We start from the raw sequence: 16,485 nt of genomic DNA, 5'->3' as shown, positions 1-16,485 counted from the left end.
CGACTCCCGCGAAGCGAGGCGAACGCGATCCCGTTATAACACGCCCATCGCGTCGAGCCGCTCGGGGAGGTACGTGTCCGTGACGAAGTCGAGCCCGCGGCTCGCGAGCGACTGCTGTTCGGACTTCTTGCCGATGTCGAGCTGGAGTTCGATCTGTTCCTCCCAGTAGTCGGTCTGGAACCGCGGGTCCTCCAGTTCGGATTCGAGGGCGTTCACGTCGGAGTCGGCGAGCGGGTCGGCCGGGAGGTCGTACTCGACGATGTCCTCCGGCTGGATCCCCACGAACCGCGCCTCCGGCGTCGCGAGGTACTTCGAGAGGTGCGCGGACTTGATCGACCCGTACGCCACGGAGCCGTAGATCCGGTAGGACCACGGGTCGCCGTCGGCGAAGACGGCGATGGGCACGTCGAGCTCGTCGTGAACGCGCTTGGTGATCCGGCGGGTCGCCCGCGCGGGCTGGCCCTTGAGGTGGATGACGAGGCAGTTGTACGCCTCGTCGAACCCGTTCTCGACGAGCCGGTCGCGCATCCCGCCGGTCTCGACGGCGAGCGCGAAGTCGATGTCGTCGTCGAGAAAGTCGATCATGTCCGGGTTGTTCGGGATCTGGTAGCCGCCCGCGCCCACGTCCTCCTGACAGTGGATCTCCCGCTCCCCGCGGCGGGTCTGCTCGCGGATGAGGAGGGGTCCCATCAGGGTCGCGCCCGACTCCTCCGGACGCATGTGGAAGTCCTCGCGGGTGACGCCCGTGACGATCTCCAAGTCCTCCACGAGGTCGTTCGACTCGTCTTGCGAGGAGAACTGCGCCTCGTCGTTGTCCCACGACTCCGAGAGGTAGTACAGCTCACGCAGGGTCGACGAGCGGTCCTCGTCGAGCTGGTCCGCGAGGAACTCGATCGTGTACGCCGCCTTCAGCAGCTTCCGCGCGCCCCGAACCGAGTTGGCGCTGCGCGTCGACGTGCGGTCGCCGTAGGTCCACACGCCGCTTTCGGTGTCGTACTCGATGTTGCTCTTCGTCCGCGTGGGAAGCGTCATCTCCGGGATGTCTCCGGCGGCGAACTGGTCGTAGAAGTCCGCCGCCAGGTCGATCAGCTCGTCTCGTGCGTCGCTTTCGGTCGTCATTTAAGCGTTCACCGTGAGTTTCTCGGTCTCGACGCCGCCGACGCTGACCTCGAAGTCGGCGTCGCCCTCGATCGCGTACGTCAGTTCCCGTTCATCACCCGAGGGGACTTCGGGCTTCCACTGGACGAACCACTCGCCGTCCATGTCCACCACCGTTCCGTCGGACAGGTCCGTCGGCTCCGTCGAGACGATGTCCGTGATCTCGAGCTGTTCGTTCACGTCCGAGTGGTTCTCGACGACGAGCGTCACCGTCTCGTCGGTCACCTCGCGTTCGACGCTGACGTTGTTCATGATCCGCGCCAGAGCCCCGTCGATGTCGGGGCGGGACCGGCCCGTAACCTCCGAGACCTTGTCGGCCATCTCCGGGAGGATCTTGCCGAGCACGTCCTGTTTCTCCCGGCGCTGCTGCATCGAGCGCCGCTTGTTGAGGTACGACTTCAGCTCGCGGGCCGCCTCCCGCACCGCGAGTTCGATCTCGTCTTCGATCGCGGGGACGTTCGCGAGCGCGTCCTTCGACTCGCTCGTGAACGGGACGTTCGTGGAGGCGACGTGGATGCTGATGACCGCCGGACCGTTGGGGAGCCCCGACCCGCCGGGCTGGTCGAGCCCGTAGTTGCGCCAGCCGATGTTCTTGATCACGTCCGTCGTCGCGCAGGCGCCGCGCTGGTACACCAGCGGGACGCGGTTCGCGAACCGGAGGAGCTCCACCGACCCCTCCGCCGGGATCTCGCCGCCGTAGGCGATGCCGGCCTCGACGATGAACGGGTCGCCGCCGTGGACCTCCGCGTCGCGGGTCGCCGCCGCGTAGAAGTCGGCGTCGTACTCCTTGCGCAGCCCGGCCTCGACCAGCTCGGCCGTGATCGGCGCGAGGCAGTCGGTCGGCGGCGCGAGGATGTCCGTCGTCCGCATCGCGTCGAGTAAGTCGGCCGCGGCGTCGCGGCTCCCCGCGATCGCCGTCACCTTCGGCGGGTCGTCCGGGACCGTGCGCGCCCGCGACCAGAACGCCTCGACGACGTTTTCGCGGGCGGTCTCGCCGAAGGTCGCGTCGCGCTGCTCGGCGACGAACGAGGCCGCGTCAGCGACGAGGCGGTCGAGGTCGTCGCGGGTGATCCGGAACGCGTCGCCGTCGATGTTCTCGAACCGGCGCGCGAGCGCCTCGGCCATCGCCCGCACCGCGGCGTCGTCCTTCCGGGTCGAGGTGGCGTCGTCGACGAGGGCGTAGGCGTCGGGGACGAGCGGCGACTCGATCGCGCCGCTCTCGCCGTCGTCGGAGTCTCCGCCGTCGCCCGCTCCGGCGGCTCCGTCGTCGCCGCCGGCACCGGTGATCGCCCGCCACGCGGCGTCGACCGCGTTCTCGCGGACGGTCCCGCCGAACGTCTTACCCGTGTCGCCCTCGACCGTCTCCGCGACGTTGTCGACGATCGTCGCGAGCTCGGACCGGGAGAGGCGGTCGTTGTTCGCGACCGTCTCGGCGACGCCCTCGGAGAAGGCGGTCGTCGCGTCTTTACCCTTGTTGGCGACCGCGTCGGCGACGGCGGCCGCGACGTCGCGGTCGTCGTGGGTCCGCGGGGGCGACCAGGCCAGCTCGCGGCCGTAGTACACGTCGCGGAAGTTGTCGATCACGCCGTCCGCGGTCTTCTTGCCGACCCGCGTGAACTCCTCCTGGAGGAACCCCGACACCGAGTATGACTCGGTCGCCTCCAGCATCTTGATCAGCGCGCCGAGCTCGACCCCGTGGGGGTGCGGGCGGATCTCCTTCGTCTCCGCCGGCAGCTCGTCGGTCGCGCGCTCGAACTTCATCGGCTCGTCGAGCCCCGGCTCGCGCAGTTCGAGCCGCGCGTGGGGGTTGACGACCGCGGTGTGTTTCACGTAGTCGTGGAGCTGGTTGCGGGCGCGCATGTTCGCCTCCATCTCCAGTTCGATGCGGGTGCCGTGGGGGCGGTCCCACGTCGTCTCCTCGTCGGCCTTGATCTCCGGCTCATTCGTGTCGGTGTCGATGATGAGCTCGAAGTACTGCGCCCGCGACTGCCCCTTCGGCCGCGAAGTGATCTTCGCGGGCTGACCGGAAGTCAACTGAGAGTACAGTACAGCCGCTGAGATGCCGATCCCCTGCTGACCGCGACTGTTTTTGACGCTCAGTGCGCCCTCGTTGGAGACGACGAAGTTCTCGTCTCCCCCGGACTCGCCAGGAACGGAGATGTCGTACACGTGTTCGGGCGGCTCGGTTTCGGTCACGCTCTTCACCGAGAGCAGACACATGTCCGTGTCCGTGATTCCGTGTAGGCTGGTGACCGTTTCCCAGAGCGATTCGAGCGAGTCTGTCGCGAAGCCGGCGTCATCGAGGAGCCCGTACTCCTGTAAGTTGTGTGCGTACCTCGTCTCGTCGATCTGCGCTCCGTCCAGAGCGCGTTCGATCAGTGAGGCGTAGGTCTCTGCGTGCTCGCGCTTCGATCCTACCCCGGCACCCATCAGCAACCCGGGAATCGTGTCTGGAACCGTCTCGGTGTCGGCGTCACTGACTCGAACCTCGTCAAGTAGCGCGGTCGGGACTCGCTTGTACTGCTGTGTCCGCGGTGATTCCGAGCTTTTGAGCGCGTCGACAGTATCGATGTCGGACCCGTACACCTTCGTCCGATACTTCGTGGAGACACCGTCACCGTACCCGTCGCTGTCTTCCGAAACCTCCGTACTCGCGAGAACGCCCTGCATGTTCCACAGCGTCGAGACCTGGCGAGCCAGCGTCTCGCTTCGCGTCGTGTGGGACAGCTCGTTGCTCGGGTGCGAATCGGACCCATCTCCCTCGTAGAGCGCTCCGATAAACCGACGCTGGAGGTCGGGATCGAGGTCGAATACGAAGCCCGGAACTCGCTTGTTCGCGGCGGCATCGCCGCAGACGGACTTCAAGAACAGCGCCAGTGGCGAACCGAACGCTTTCACGCGCGTCGAGTTGCGCTCTCGTTTGACCGTCGTCGTTTCGCCACCGATCGTCTGTACCGCCTGTTCCGTCGCTTCGATCAGGTCCGACTCGTGACTTCCGAACGTGAATCCGACCTGTCGCGGTCCCGCATGCCCCTCCGACACGTAGTACGCCAGCATCTCGACAAGTGACTCGTCGACCGGTAGCGACACCGGAAGCATCGTCTCGTCGCCACCGACACGGTACGTCTTGAACTCGCAATCGGCTGCCTTCTCTTCCCAACCGAGTTCCAAGACCGTCTCCGCTGGGAGGTACCCTTTCTGGAGGTAGTTCTGGTCGAGGCTGTCTTTCAGAATCTCGACACCGTCGTATCGGTAGTAACTCCGCTTTCGGTCGCTTTCGTCTGACGGCTTCCGGCGAACTATCTCATCGGTCTGGAGTTCCTTGAGCGTCTCTTGATCGAAACCGTAGACGTAGACACGCCGATCGGCAAACTCTCCGCGGTCGACGTGTTCAAGCAGATTAACCTCCTCGACGGTCCGATCGGTCGACGGTAGCGTGCGGGGCGTGAGGAGTGCATCTCCGGATTCAAGTTCACCGGCTTTCACCTCCTGTGTATTCCCGTTCGAATCGACGCTGAACACGCTGTGGTTTCCGGTGACCTCAACCGATCTCCCCTTATGTGTCTCTATCTCGTACGTACGTTCGTCTGTCTCGTGGCGAATCGCGTGAGTGATCGGCTGCCAGCTCATATCCTGCGTCTCGCGATTGAAGGACGGAACTTCGATCGCGTCGGGGATCGGGGCAGTCGAGTCACCGTCTTCCGGGAGGTACGCGTCACAGAGTACCCCGATCGGGATGTACTCGACGTTTCCGTCCCGTCTAACGAGCAGTTGTTGGTCCGGAGTCAGCGACTGCTCCCTGGCATGAAAACGACTCCCATACAGGAGTTTCCCGAAGACCTTCGGGAGCTGTTCTTTCGTGATGCCCGGCCCGTTGTCCTCGATGACGAGCCGGTAGTAGTCGCCCACCTCCTCGATCTCGATGTAGATGTCGGGGAGGACGCCGGCCTCCTCGGTCGCGTCGAGGGCGTTGTCGACCGCCTCCTTGACGGCGGTGACGAGCCCGCGGGCGCCCGAGTCGAACCCGAGCATGTGTTTGTTCTTCTCGAAGAACTCGGCGATGGAGATCTCGCGCTGGCCCTCGGCCAGCTCCTCCGCGATCCCCTCCTCGTCGCCGATCGTCGACTGGAAGGACGTCATTCGGTACCCTCCCCTTTCACCGAGGCACCTAAAAACGCACCGCCGGCGCGGTGAAAGTGTATCTCGGCGTCAGACGCCGTCTCGTCGCCCTGATCGAGAACGTGTCACACGAACGGGCAAGTCCGATCCCCCCGACAGCTTTCTCCCCGTGACGCCCCTCCGTTCGGGCATGACCGACTGGACCGCCGCGGACATGCCGCGACTGGACGGGAAGACGGTCGTCGTCACCGGCGCGAACAGCGGGCTGGGCTACGAGGGGACGCGCGCGTTCGCCGCGAAGGGCGCCACCGTGGTAATGGCGTGTCGCAGCGTCGAACGCGGGAAGGACGCGGTCGACCAAATTCGGGCCGAGGCGGACGGGGCGGTCGGCGGCGCCCTCGACGTGCGCGAGTGCGACCTCGCCTCGCTCGACTCGGTCGCGGCCTTCGCCGAGGGCCTGCGCGACGACTACGACGCGGTCGATATTCTGTGTAACAACGCCGGCGTCATGGCGATCCCACGCGGCGAGACCGAGGACGGCTTCGAGACGCAGTTCGGCGTCAACCACCTCGGCCACTTCGCGCTCACCGGACGCCTGTTCTCGCTTTTAAGAGACGGCGAAGGGATCGACGGCGACTCCAGAATCGTCACGCAGTCGTCGGGCGCCCACGAGAGCGGCGAGATGGACTTCTCCGATCTCAACTGGGAGGAGTCGTACGGCAAGTGGAAGGCGTACGGCCGGAGCAAGCTCGCGAACCTGCTTTTCGCGTACGAGCTCCAGCGCCGGATCGAGGCCGCGAACCGCGAGGACGACGAGGGGAACCTCGGGAACGAGTCCGCGATCGGCGTCCGTAGCGCCGCCTGCCACCCGGGCTACGCCGACACAAACCTCCAGCTCCGCACCGCCGCGGAGAGCGGCAACCCCCTCGTGAAGGTCGGGATGCGGCTGGCGAACGCGGTGCTCGGTCAGGACGCCGCCACCGGCGCGCTCCCGATGCTGTACGCGGCCACCGCCGACGTCGACGACGGCGCCTACGTCGAGCCCGGCGGGCTGATGAACATGCGCGGCGCGCCGACGATCGGTCGGTCCAACGACGCCTCCTACGACCGCGAGGACGCCCGGGAACTCTGGGAGTACTCCGAGGAGGCGACCGGCGTCGAGTTCCCGGTCTGACGCGCTCGGACAGGTGAGACGGCGCCGCCGCTGGCGGGTGTCATATACGCGAGACGCGTTTCGAGAGCTGTCCGACGTCGTCGGTAGCGGATGCCGCCGAACGATCTACAGCCGAGTGAGGTTCGTCGCGCGCGGACCCTTGTCCGCCTCCTCGATCTCGAACTCTACCTCCTGGCCTTCCTCGAGATCCGGGCCGCCGACGTCTTCCATGTGGAAGAACACGTCCTCGTCAGCGTCGTCTGTCTCGATGAATCCGTAGCCGCCGGTGTCGTTGAAGAAGTCGACCTTGCCTGTCGCCATCGCGTCTCGATCCACTCCCGACTGGGACATAAGTGTTGTGTGGCTCCGGAATCCGACGCGTATCCCGGACTCCGTGACTGACCGTCCGATTCAACCGTTTTCCGTCCGGACGGTCACCGCCCGGATTTCGCCATCTCCAGCGAGATGAAGAACCCGAAGTACGCGGGGATCCCGGCGAGCATGAACATGTACAGCACCCACCTCGGGGAGGCCGAGAACAGGAAGTCGTACAAAAGCGAGACGGTCGTCACCCACACCACCGCGAACGCGAGGTCGTAGAGCATCCCGCCCCGGTTCTCGCTGACGTGCGCTCGGAGGCGATCGACGGGGCTCTCGGGCTCCGAGTCTGTCGGCTCCGTGCCGTCGGTGTCAGTCATGGGTAAGCGTACGTGGCCGGATACGTCGGTGTTCCGGAAGCGAATCGGTCGCGGTCGGTCGAACGAGCTATTCCAGCGAAAGCGAGACCGAGGCGGAGCCGCGTCGCGTCAGTCCTCGTCGAGGTAGTCGACGACGAGCACGGGGACGTGCGTCGAGCGCAGCGTCCGTTCGGTGACGCTCCCGAGCAGCGCTCGCCGGACGCCGGCCCGACCGTGACTCCCCATCACGATGAGGTCGATGTCGTGGTTCTCGGCGTAGTCGCCGATCACCTTGTGCGGCCGACCGCCCGAGACGTGCTCGACGACCTCGACGGCGCGCGCCGCGCCCCGCTCGGCGACGGTGCCGGTCGCCTCGTCGGCTCGGTCTTTCAGCTCACCCATCTCGTCGAACCGACCCTGTTTGAGCCGGTCGACCTGTTCGGTCCCGAGACTGAAGTTCACGGAGTCGATGTCGACCACGTACAGCGCGTGGACCTCGGCGTCGTACTTCTCCGCGAGGTCGAGCGCGTGCTCGACTGCCGACTCTGCGACGTCGCTACCGTCCGTGGGTACGAGGATGCGTTCGTACATTATCGCTCCTCCGTGGTTTTATCGTCGTCAACTGCGCGGCCACCGTCGGTCCCCGCGTCGTCAACTGCGCGGCCACCGTCGGTCGCAACCTCTTCGCCACCGTCCGCAGCGACGACGTCTTCCGCCGTCTGCTGCTGGCGCATCGGCTCCGGACTGTGGCACTGCCGGACGATCCGCTTCGTCTCCATCGGCGGGTCGTCGGTCGCCATCGAGACGACGATGGTGACCGCGAAGACGATCGGCACGGCGATGAGCGCGGAGCCGATCGCGGGCAGCCACGTCGCGAGCCCCGCGTTGAGCGGCGCTTCGAGGCCGCCGATGTACGTCGGGACGACCTCGTTGACCATCGAGATCCCCCAGATTGTCAGTCCGGTCGTCATGCCGGCGAGCGCGCCCTCGCGGTTCGTGTTCTCCCACCACATGCCGAGGAAGAACATCGGGAACAGCACCGCCCCGGCCAGCGAGAACGCGTACGAGACGAGCGCGGCGATCGGCGCCGCGGGGTCGAGCGCGGCGAGCGTCGTCAACACGCCGAGCGCGACGATGCTCAGACGGCCGACGAGCACCTGCTGGCGCTGCGTCGCGTCGGGGTTGATGATGTTGGTGTAGATGTCGTGCGAGATCGCCGAGGAGCCGGCGATGAACAGCCCCGCGGTCGTCGCGATCGCCGCGGCGATACCGCCCGCCGCGACCAGCCCGACGAACCACTGGGGCAGGTTCGAGAGCTGCGCGGCCAACACGACGATCACGTCGGCCGCCTCGCTCGTCATGCCGGGGTCACCGTACACCGCGCCGATGTTCTGTCCGTACAGGTCGGTCCCGAACGCCGCGAACGCCGGCGCGCTGAAGTAGAGGATACAGATGAAGAACAGCCCCCAGACGGTGGACCAGCGGGCAGTCCGCTCGTTCTCGACGGTGTAGAACCGCACGAGAACGTGCGGGAGCCCGCAGGTCCCGACGATCAGCGAGAACGCCGTCGCGATCCACAGGTAGTAGCTCTGGTTGACGAACGGTTCCGAGAACTCGGCGCTCAGGGTGTTTATGAGCGCGCCGTACTCGATCTGCGGCAGGACCGTCGAGTAGCCGTTCGTGAATCCGACCGCGTACAGGCCGGCGACGAACGCGACGATGAGGATGACGTACTGGACGGCCATGTTCTTCGTCGCGCCCAGCATCCCGGAGAGCGTCAGGTAGCCGACCGTGATCGTCATCATGATCACGACCATCGCCTGGTAGCCGCTCAGTCCGAGGAAGCCGAGGTCACCGAAGATGTAGAGGCCGACGAGCCCCATCCCGCGCGCCTGTCCGATCGCGTAGACGAACCCGATGAGGAACGTCGTGACCGCGCCGATGGCGCGTGCGGTGTCGGAGTTGAAGCGGTCGCCGACGAAGTCCGGCGCCGTGTACTTCCCGAACCGGCGCAGCTGCGCCGCGAGGAAGATGAGCAGGATGAAGTATCCCGTCGTCCAGCCGACGACGAACGCGAGGCCGTACACGCCGGCCGTCGCGATCAACGCGGCCATTCCGAGGTACGACGCGGCGGACATCCAGTTCGCGCCGATCGCCATCCCGTTCTCCAGGTTGCCGATGGAACGACCGGCGACCCACATGTTCTCGGTGTCGGCCACGCGGAAGATGAAGCCGATCGCGAGGAAGATGAGCAGCATGCCGATAACGAGCACCGAGGGGAGCGCCTTGAACGAGACGTCGAGCCCCTCGGGGAGCAGCTCGCTCTGTAGCAGCGCCGCGGCGAGCGTCATGCGTCACCCCCCACGCTGTCGTGTTCGATTCCGTACTTGTCGTCGAGCTCGTCGCGTCGCCGCGCGTACCACGCGGACAAGATTAGCGCGCCGCCCGGCGCACCGATTGCGATGAGGAAGTAGTGGAGCGGGAAGCCGATGATCGGCATCGCCGTCGTCATGGCTCCGGGAGCCAGATAGGTGGCCGTCACCGGTCCGAAGACGATGACCGCCCAGATCGCGAACCCCGTCCAGACGATCCGGAGGTGCTCGCGCATGTACGGCGTGCTCGGGTTCAGGAGGTTTACCTCCGAGCCGAGGTAGTCGGTCTGCCGGTGCTTCTGTGCCGCTCCCGACGCGACCCCTCCGTCGGTGGCCACGTCGTCCGCTGCGCGACCACCGTCGGTGGCCACGTCGTCCGCTGCGTGACCACCGTCGGTGACCGTGTCGTCGGCTGCGTGTGTGCGATTATCTGTCATGTGTTGTGATGTGTATTGTTGTGGTGCGTTTGTGCGATTTTATCGTGATGTTTATTTCCGGTGTCGAGCGGGTCTGTTCGTCTGGCACCAGGAAAACGGAACCGCCGGCCGGCTACTCGCCTTCGGCCTTCCGCTGGATCTCTTCGACGATCTCCGGGTTCCGAAGCGTGCTGGTGTTACCCAGCTCCTTCCCGTCGGCGATGTTCTCGAGCAGGCGACGCATGATCTTTCCGGACCGGGTCTTCGGCAGGTCGGGCGTGAACACGACCTGCTCCGGCCGAGCGATCGGGCCGATGGCGTCTTCGACGCCCGCGACGATCGCGTCGCGGAGCTCGTCGTCGCCCTCGTAGCCGTCCTCGGTGGTCACGTACGCGTAGACGGCCTCGCCCTTGATGTCGTGGTCGCCGCCGACGACCGCGGCCTCGGCGACGCCCTCGACGCCGACGATGGCGGACTCGATCTCCATCGTCCCGAGCCGGTGGCCCGAGACGTTGAGCACGTCGTCGACGCGCCCGAGGACGCTGATGTAGCCGTCCTCGTCGATCTTCGCCCCGTCCTCCGGGAAGTACACCCAGTCGTCGGGGTCGTCGCTGTCGGTGTCAGAGTACTCGGCCCAGTACTCCTCGATGTAGCGCTCGTCGTTGTTGTACAGCGTCCGGAGCATGCCGGGCCACGGCTTCTGTACCGTGAGGTAGCCGGCCTTTCCGGGCTCGACCTCGTCGCCGAGCGTGTCGAGGATCTGTACGTCGAGCCCCGGAAGCGGCGGTCCGGCCGCCCCGGGCTTCATGTCCTTCACCCCGGGCAGCGTCGTCACCATCATCCCGCCGGTCTCGGTCTGCCACCACGTGTCGACGATCGGGCACTCCTCGTCCCCGATGTGCTGGTAGTACCACTTCCACGCGCGGGGGTTGATCGGCTCGCCGACCGTGCCGAGCAGCCGCAGCGAGGAGAGGTCGTGGCGGTCGGGGAACTTCGAGCCCCACTTCATGAACGCCCGGATCGCGGTGGGCGCCGTATACAGCTGGGTCGCGTCGTACTCGTCGACGATCTCCCAGAGGCGGTCGCGCTCCGGGTGATCGGGCGTCCCCTCGTACATCATCGTCGTCGTCCCGAGCGCGAGCGGCCCGTAGACGATGTAGGAGTGACCCGTGATCCAGCCGATGTCGGCCGAACAGAAGTACGTGTCATCCGGCTTGACGTCGAGGACCGCCTGCGAGGTCCACGACACCCACGAGAGGTATCCGCCGGTGGTGTGTTTCACGCCCTTCGGCTTCCCGGTCGTCCCCGAGGTGTACATCAGGAACAGCATGTCCTCGGCGTCGCGGGTGACCGGCTCGACCTCGGCACCCTCGTGGTCCGCGACGAGGTCGCCGTAGTCGATCTGGTCGTCGCCGAGGTCGTGGCCGAAGTCGTCGCCGTTCGGGCCGAGCCGATCGACGACCACCGTGGTCGTGTCGTGGTCGACGCCCGCGAGCCCCTCGTTGGCCTTGTCGAGGTGGTCGAGGGGGTCGCCGCGGCGGTAGTAGCCGTCGCAGGTGACGAGGTACTCCGAGTCCGCGGAGTTCATCCGCGTCGCGAGCGCGTCCGCCGAGAACCCGGCGAAGACGACGCTGTGGGGCGCGCCGATGCGGGCGCACGCCAGCATCGCGATCGGCAGCTCCGGGATCATCGGCATGTACATCGTCACCACGTCGTCCTCTTCGACGCCCTGCGCCCGGAGCGCGGCCGCGAACTCGTTCACCTCCCGGTGCAGTTCCTCGTAGGTGAACGATCGGTCGTCCTCGTCGACGGGCTCGCCGACCCACTCGATCGCGACCTCGTCGCCGCGCTCGTCGAGGTGTCGGTCGAGGCAGTTGGCCGACGCGTTCAGCTCGCCGCCCGTGAACCACTCGTAGAAGGGAGGGTTGCCGTCGTCCAGCACCTGGTCGTAGTCCGTCTCCCAGTCGAGCAGATCGGCGGCCGCCTCCCAGCACCCCGGCCAGTTCTCGTCGAACTCGTCGTAGACGCCGGGATCCGAGACGTTCGCCTGCTCGACGAACGACTCCGGCGGCTCGAACACCTCCTGCTCTGCCAGCCTCGCTTCCAGTTGACCGTCTCCCTCTGTCATGGTACGGGCGTACCCAACCGATCTCATCATATAAACGCTGGCGCTAAATACGAAAAATCGTGAAGGATTCGGGGCGTGATTCGGAGCGTCTCGGCCGCTCGGCGCCGGTTCACTTTCGATCGGAACGACGGGGGCCTCGTCCGTCCTCGAAGAGCTCGTCGAGCAGCCCGCGCTGGGCCTTCCGGAGGTGGTTGTGGAACGTCGGCGAGGAGACGTCCATGGCGTCGGCGACCTCCTCGGCCGTGCTTCCCCGCGGCCAGTCGAAGTACCCGCCGTGGTACGCGGCCGACAGCGCGGCCCACTGGCGGTCGGTGAACCGGTCCGCGACCCCCTCGCGGAGCGAGTCCTCGCTTCGCGCCGACCGCACGACGGACTCCTTGCTCGCGAGCCGCGCGTCGGCGAACGCGGCCCGGAACCCGTCGGCGACGGGGCGGACGTCGGCGCCCTCCGGGAGGTCCGCGACGACCCGGACCCGTCCGTCCTCCGCGGTCGCGTCGCGGACGGTCGCGCCGTGTTCGGTGAGCGTCCGGACCGCGGACCCGCCCTCCACGCGCGCGGACACGTCGCAGCCGTCCTCGCGCGTCTCGATCACGCGGAGGTCCGAGACCCCGGGCGCGCCGTCGACCGCGTCGGCCAGCGCCTGCGGGCGCGCCCCCTCGACCGAGAGGTAGAACCGGGAGGCGTCGTCGTCGACCGCCACCGTCGAGGCCAGTTCGATCCGACAGCCGAGCGCCGCGCTCGCGCGGGCGAGGAACGCCCCCTCGTCGCCGGTGTGGAACTCCACCTCGGTCACCGCGTCGGAGTGGAGCAGGTCGCGCCAGCGCTCCGCCGTCACCGCCCACCCGAGACACCGGCCGAGCGTCGCGATCTCCCGACGCTCGATCGACGAGACGGACGGGACGGAAGCGACGGATGACTCTCCGCCGGCGACCACGCACAGCGCGCCGTGGGTCACGTCGCGGTACCGGAGAGGAACCGCGACCGCCGGCCGGCCGGCGGTCGCAGGCGACCCCTCGGTCGCGACCGGCTCGCCCTCCTCGACCGCCTCGCGCCACGGGCCGTCGCCCGCGACGCCCCGATCGACGAGCGTCTCCCGGTCGACGCCGGCCGCGCCCGCGATCTCGACGCGGCGGCGGTCCCCCGTCCCGCGGACGACCCACGCCTCGGCCCAGCGGTCGGACTCGACCACGCCGTCGGGGACCGCCGCGAGCGGGGCCGCCCGGTCGCCGCCGGCCGCGAGCGCCTCGAACCCGCCGAGGGCGGTGGACCCTGCGCCCGCGCCAGACCCGCCAGACGATCCCGCTCGGTCGCCGGCGATCGCCTCGGCTATCGCGTCCCCGTCGAGCGGCCCGAGGTAGTCGTCGAGCGTCGCCATCGTCTCCCAGCCGCCGGCCTCGCGGACCGCGTGCGGGTCGACGCCGCGGTCGACGAGGAGCCGCCGCGCGAAGGTCCGCCGCAGGTCTCGCGGCGTCACGTCCGGGTCGACGAGGCCGTCGGTCCGCCTCGCCGCGCGCTCCGCGGTCTCGCTCACGATCATCTGGACGCGGCGGGGAGACACGTCGACGAACGGCTCCGACTCGCCCAGGTCGGCGCTCTCGGCGTACCGCCGCAGCTCCGCCGCCAACGACGCCGGAACCGCCGTCTCGCGGTCGATCGCTGTCCCGTTCTCCGCCCCCGAGCCGTCGTCCGCCCCGCCTCCCCATTCGTCGTCCGCCGGCGGGACCGCGAGGAGGGAGAGGTCCGCACCGCTCTCCGTCTCCCGGAGGTGTCGCGGGGCGACGCGCGTGATCTCGCCGGTCCGCAGTCCGGCCTCGCCGGCGAGGCGGACGACAAGCGCGGCGCGGTACGTCTCCGCCGCGGTCACGAGCGCGTCGTACGCGTCGGCGTCAAGTCCCTCGACCATTCGTTTCGTGTTCACACAGATAAGCGAAGTAAACGTTTCCCTCGAAACCGCTCTAGGCCCGCGAATGACTCCGATTGGTTCTCCGCTCTCGTCTCTCGACCGCGAGCCGGACGAACGATCGCCGATTCGATTTCGTATCCGTAAACTAGAGCGAAACGTTAGCGGCGAGCGATCGTCTCGCGACGGTTCGATCTCGGGCTCACGCGTTCGCTCGTCGGTTCAGGCCGTCTCGGCGAATCCCCACGCTACGTGGTCCCACAGCCGCTCGTAACCGTAGTAGGTTATCGTCTTCACCACGTTGGCGACCAGTCCGATGTTCACGGCGTCACTGACGTCGCCGACGACGACCCACGCCACCAGAACGGTGATTGCCACCATGAGAACCCGGTAGCAGAGGGTCTTCGCGAGCGCCCGCTTCCGCGCGTGGAGCGCGGAGCGCGAGACGAGACTGCTCATAAAGCGTGAAACGGTCTACAGTACCAAGAAACCTATAGACGTTTCAAATATATCTAGATGTAGCTTTTTGTGGTTACATCTCGCGAACCGCCGACTCGATCTCCCCGACGACCTCGGGGTTGCGGAGGGCGCTCACGTCGCCGAACTCGTCGCCGCGAGCGATGTCCTCCAGCAGGCGACGCATGATCTTCCCGGACCGGGTCTTCGGCAGGTCCGGGGTGAACACGATCCGGTCGGCGCGCGCCACGTCGCCGACCGCCCGCGCCAGCCGCCCGCCGATCGCCTCGCGGAGTGACTCGTCGGGGTCGACGTCGCCCCGGGTCGTCACGTACGCGACGATCTTCCCGTCGCCGTCGCCGACGACCGCGGCCTCGGTGACCCCCTCGGCCCCGACGATAGCGGACTCCAGCTCCGCGGTGTTGAACCGGTGCGTCCGGACGTTGATCACGTCGTCGACGCGGCCGAGGATCGTCACGTAGCCGTCCTCGTCGACGGTGGCGCCGTCGCCCGTGCGGTACCGCCACCCGTCCTCGCCCTCCACCCAGTACTCCCGGCGGTACCGCTCGTCGCCCTCGCGGAGCCCGCGGAGCATCCCGGGCCACGGGGCGGCGATCGCGAGGTACCCCGGCTCGCCGGGGTCGACCGGCTCGCCGTCCTCGTCGACGACGCGCGCGTCGATCCCCGGCAGCGGCGGCCCGACCTTGCCGGGCTTCATCGGCGTGATTCCCGGCAGCGTCGCGAGGGAGATGGCGCCCGTCTCGGTCTGCCACCACGTGTCGACGATCGGGGCCTCGCCGCCGCCGACGTGCTCGCGGTACCAGCGCCACGCCTTCGGGGTGATCGACTCGCCGACGGTCCCCAGCAGGCGGATCGACGACAGGTCGTGGGCCTCCGGGTACTCCGCGCCCCACTTCATGAACGAGCGGATCGCGGTCGGCGAGGTGTAGAAGACGCTGACCGCGTTGCGCTCGATCAGGTCCCACACGCGGTCGCGGTCGGGGTAGTCGGGCGACCCCTCGTACAGCAGGGTCGTGGTCCCCACCGAGAGGGGACCGTACACGCCGTAGGAGTGGCCCGTGATCCAGCCGATGTCGGCCGCGCACCAGTAGGTGTCGTCGGGGCGCACGTCGAGCACGTTCCGGGTCGTCCACGCGACGTGCGAGAGGTACCCCCCGGTCGCGTGCTCGACGCCCTTCGGGCGCCCCGTGGTCCCGGAGGTGTACATCACGAAGAGGAGGTCAGTGGCGTCGCGCGCGACCGGCTCGACGGTCTCCCCGTCGTGCGCGTCCACGATCGCCTCGTACTCGTGTTCGTCGTCGCCGAGGGGCGCGTCGAGCGTGTCGCCGAGCCGGTCGACGACCACCGTCGCCGAGAGGTCGGCGTCGGCCCGGAGACGGGCGTTGTCCGCCTTCGACTTCTGGTTGAACGCGTCCTCTCGTCGGTAGTAGCCGTCGCAGGTGACGAGGTACGACGAGTCGGCGGCGTCGATCCGGGTCGCGAGCGCCTCGGCCGAAAGCCCCGCGAAGACGACGTTGTGGGGCGCGCCGATCCGGGCACAGGCCAGCATCGCGATCGGCAGCTCCGGGATCATCGGGAGGTACAGGGTCACCACGTCGTCCTCCTCGACGCCCAGATCCCGCAGTCCGGCCGCGACCGCGTTCACCTCGCGGTGGAGGTCCAGGTAGGTGTACGACCGGCGTTCCCCGCGCTTGCCGAACCAGCGGATCGCGAGCTGGTTCCGGCGCTCGTCGAGGTGGCGGTCGACGCAGTTGGCCGCGGCGTTGAGCCGCCCGTCCGGGAACCACTCGTAGAAGGGCGGGTCGCCGTCGTCCAGCACCGTCTCGTAGTCCGTCTCCCAGTCCAGCAGGTCGGCGGCGCGACGCCACGCCGCCGGTCCCTCCTCGGCGAAGGCCTCGTACAGCTCCGGATCGCTCGCGACGGCCCGGTCGCTGAACGCGGAGAGCGGCTCGACGACGTCCCCGTCCTCGCCGGCGGCGCTCCCGTCCGTCCGCCGGCCGTCGACTCCGGCGTAATCCATGATACTACCTCGCAATCGGAGGAATGTATACTTTGTCCGCGACCGCGACGCCGAACCCCTCGGGA

12 protein-coding genes are annotated in these 16,485 nt (G+C 67.7%); 1 reads left to right on the top strand and 11 read right to left on the bottom strand.

Going from position 1 to position 16,485, the window contains the following annotated elements:
• Positions 1–33 precede the first annotated feature (33 nt).
• Positions 34–1,119: a DNA topoisomerase IV subunit A gene (locus tag EDM04_RS08330; RefSeq protein ID WP_123621043.1), complete on the bottom strand. Its 1,086-nt coding sequence runs from the start codon at positions 1,117–1,119 to the stop codon at positions 34–36.
• Positions 1,120–5,298, bottom strand: coding sequence for an ATP-binding protein (locus tag EDM04_RS19130; RefSeq protein WP_123621041.1), 4,179 nt, complete (start codon positions 5,296–5,298; stop codon positions 1,120–1,122).
• Positions 5,299–5,467: 169 nt separating this feature from the next.
• Here EDM04_RS19130 and EDM04_RS08320 point away from each other — a divergent pair, with 169 nt between their 5' ends.
• Positions 5,468–6,451, top strand: a complete 984-nt coding sequence (locus tag EDM04_RS08320) for an oxidoreductase (RefSeq protein ID WP_123621039.1) — start codon at positions 5,468–5,470, stop codon at positions 6,449–6,451.
• 105 nt (positions 6,452–6,556) lie between these two features.
• Here EDM04_RS08320 and EDM04_RS08315 read toward each other — a convergent pair whose 3' ends face one another.
• The 9 genes from EDM04_RS08315 to acs (EDM04_RS08275) all read right to left on the bottom strand — a co-directional run bounded on the left by EDM04_RS08315 (position 6,557) and on the right by acs (EDM04_RS08275) (position 16,420).
• The gene (locus tag EDM04_RS08315) at positions 6,557–6,751 is read right to left on the bottom strand and encodes a cold-shock protein (protein ID WP_004045866.1); all 195 of its coding nucleotides are present in this window, start codon (positions 6,749–6,751) and stop codon (positions 6,557–6,559) included.
• Positions 6,752–6,864: 113 nt separating this feature from the next.
• Positions 6,865–7,128, bottom strand: coding sequence for a hypothetical protein (locus tag EDM04_RS08310; protein ID WP_123621038.1), 264 nt, complete (start codon positions 7,126–7,128; stop codon positions 6,865–6,867).
• A 108-nt stretch (positions 7,129–7,236) separates the two neighbouring features.
• Positions 7,237–7,698 carry a universal stress protein gene (locus EDM04_RS08305; RefSeq protein ID WP_123621036.1) on the bottom strand — a complete coding sequence of 154 codons (462 nt, stop codon included), beginning with the start codon at positions 7,696–7,698 and terminating at the stop codon, positions 7,237–7,239.
• Entirely contained in the window at positions 7,698–9,458 is a 1,761-nt protein-coding gene (locus tag EDM04_RS08300; RefSeq protein WP_123621034.1) for a cation acetate symporter, read from the bottom strand. Before EDM04_RS08300 ends, EDM04_RS08305 begins: the two co-directional genes overlap by 1 nt.
• The gene (locus EDM04_RS08295) at positions 9,455–9,916 is read right to left on the bottom strand and encodes a DUF4212 domain-containing protein (RefSeq protein WP_123621032.1); all 462 of its coding nucleotides are present in this window, start codon (positions 9,914–9,916) and stop codon (positions 9,455–9,457) included. The genes EDM04_RS08300 and EDM04_RS08295 overlap by 4 nt, the downstream gene beginning before the upstream one ends.
• Before the next feature lie 112 nt (positions 9,917–10,028).
• Positions 10,029–12,023: an acetate--CoA ligase gene (acs, locus tag EDM04_RS08290; RefSeq protein WP_123621030.1), complete on the bottom strand. Its 1,995-nt coding sequence runs from the start codon at positions 12,021–12,023 to the stop codon at positions 10,029–10,031.
• A gap of 109 nt (positions 12,024–12,132) precedes the next feature.
• The gene (locus EDM04_RS08285) at positions 12,133–13,926 is read right to left on the bottom strand and encodes a bacterio-opsin activator domain-containing protein (RefSeq protein ID WP_123621028.1); all 1,794 of its coding nucleotides are present in this window, start codon (positions 13,924–13,926) and stop codon (positions 12,133–12,135) included.
• Between the two features lie 219 nt (positions 13,927–14,145).
• Positions 14,146–14,382 carry a DUF2061 domain-containing protein gene (locus EDM04_RS08280; protein ID WP_123621026.1) on the bottom strand — a complete coding sequence of 79 codons (237 nt, stop codon included), beginning with the start codon at positions 14,380–14,382 and terminating at the stop codon, positions 14,146–14,148.
• 73 nt (positions 14,383–14,455) lie between these two features.
• Positions 14,456–16,420: an acetate--CoA ligase gene (acs, locus tag EDM04_RS08275; protein ID WP_123621023.1), complete on the bottom strand. Its 1,965-nt coding sequence runs from the start codon at positions 16,418–16,420 to the stop codon at positions 14,456–14,458.
• Positions 16,421–16,485: the final 65 nt, after the last annotated feature.

This window comes from Halorubrum sp. CSM-61 (assembly GCF_003781945.1).
GTDB lineage: Archaea > Halobacteriota > Halobacteria > Halobacteriales > Haloferacaceae > Halorubrum.
Note: the sequence above shows the minus strand (reverse complement) of the source record. Positions and strands in the feature narration are given on the sequence as shown.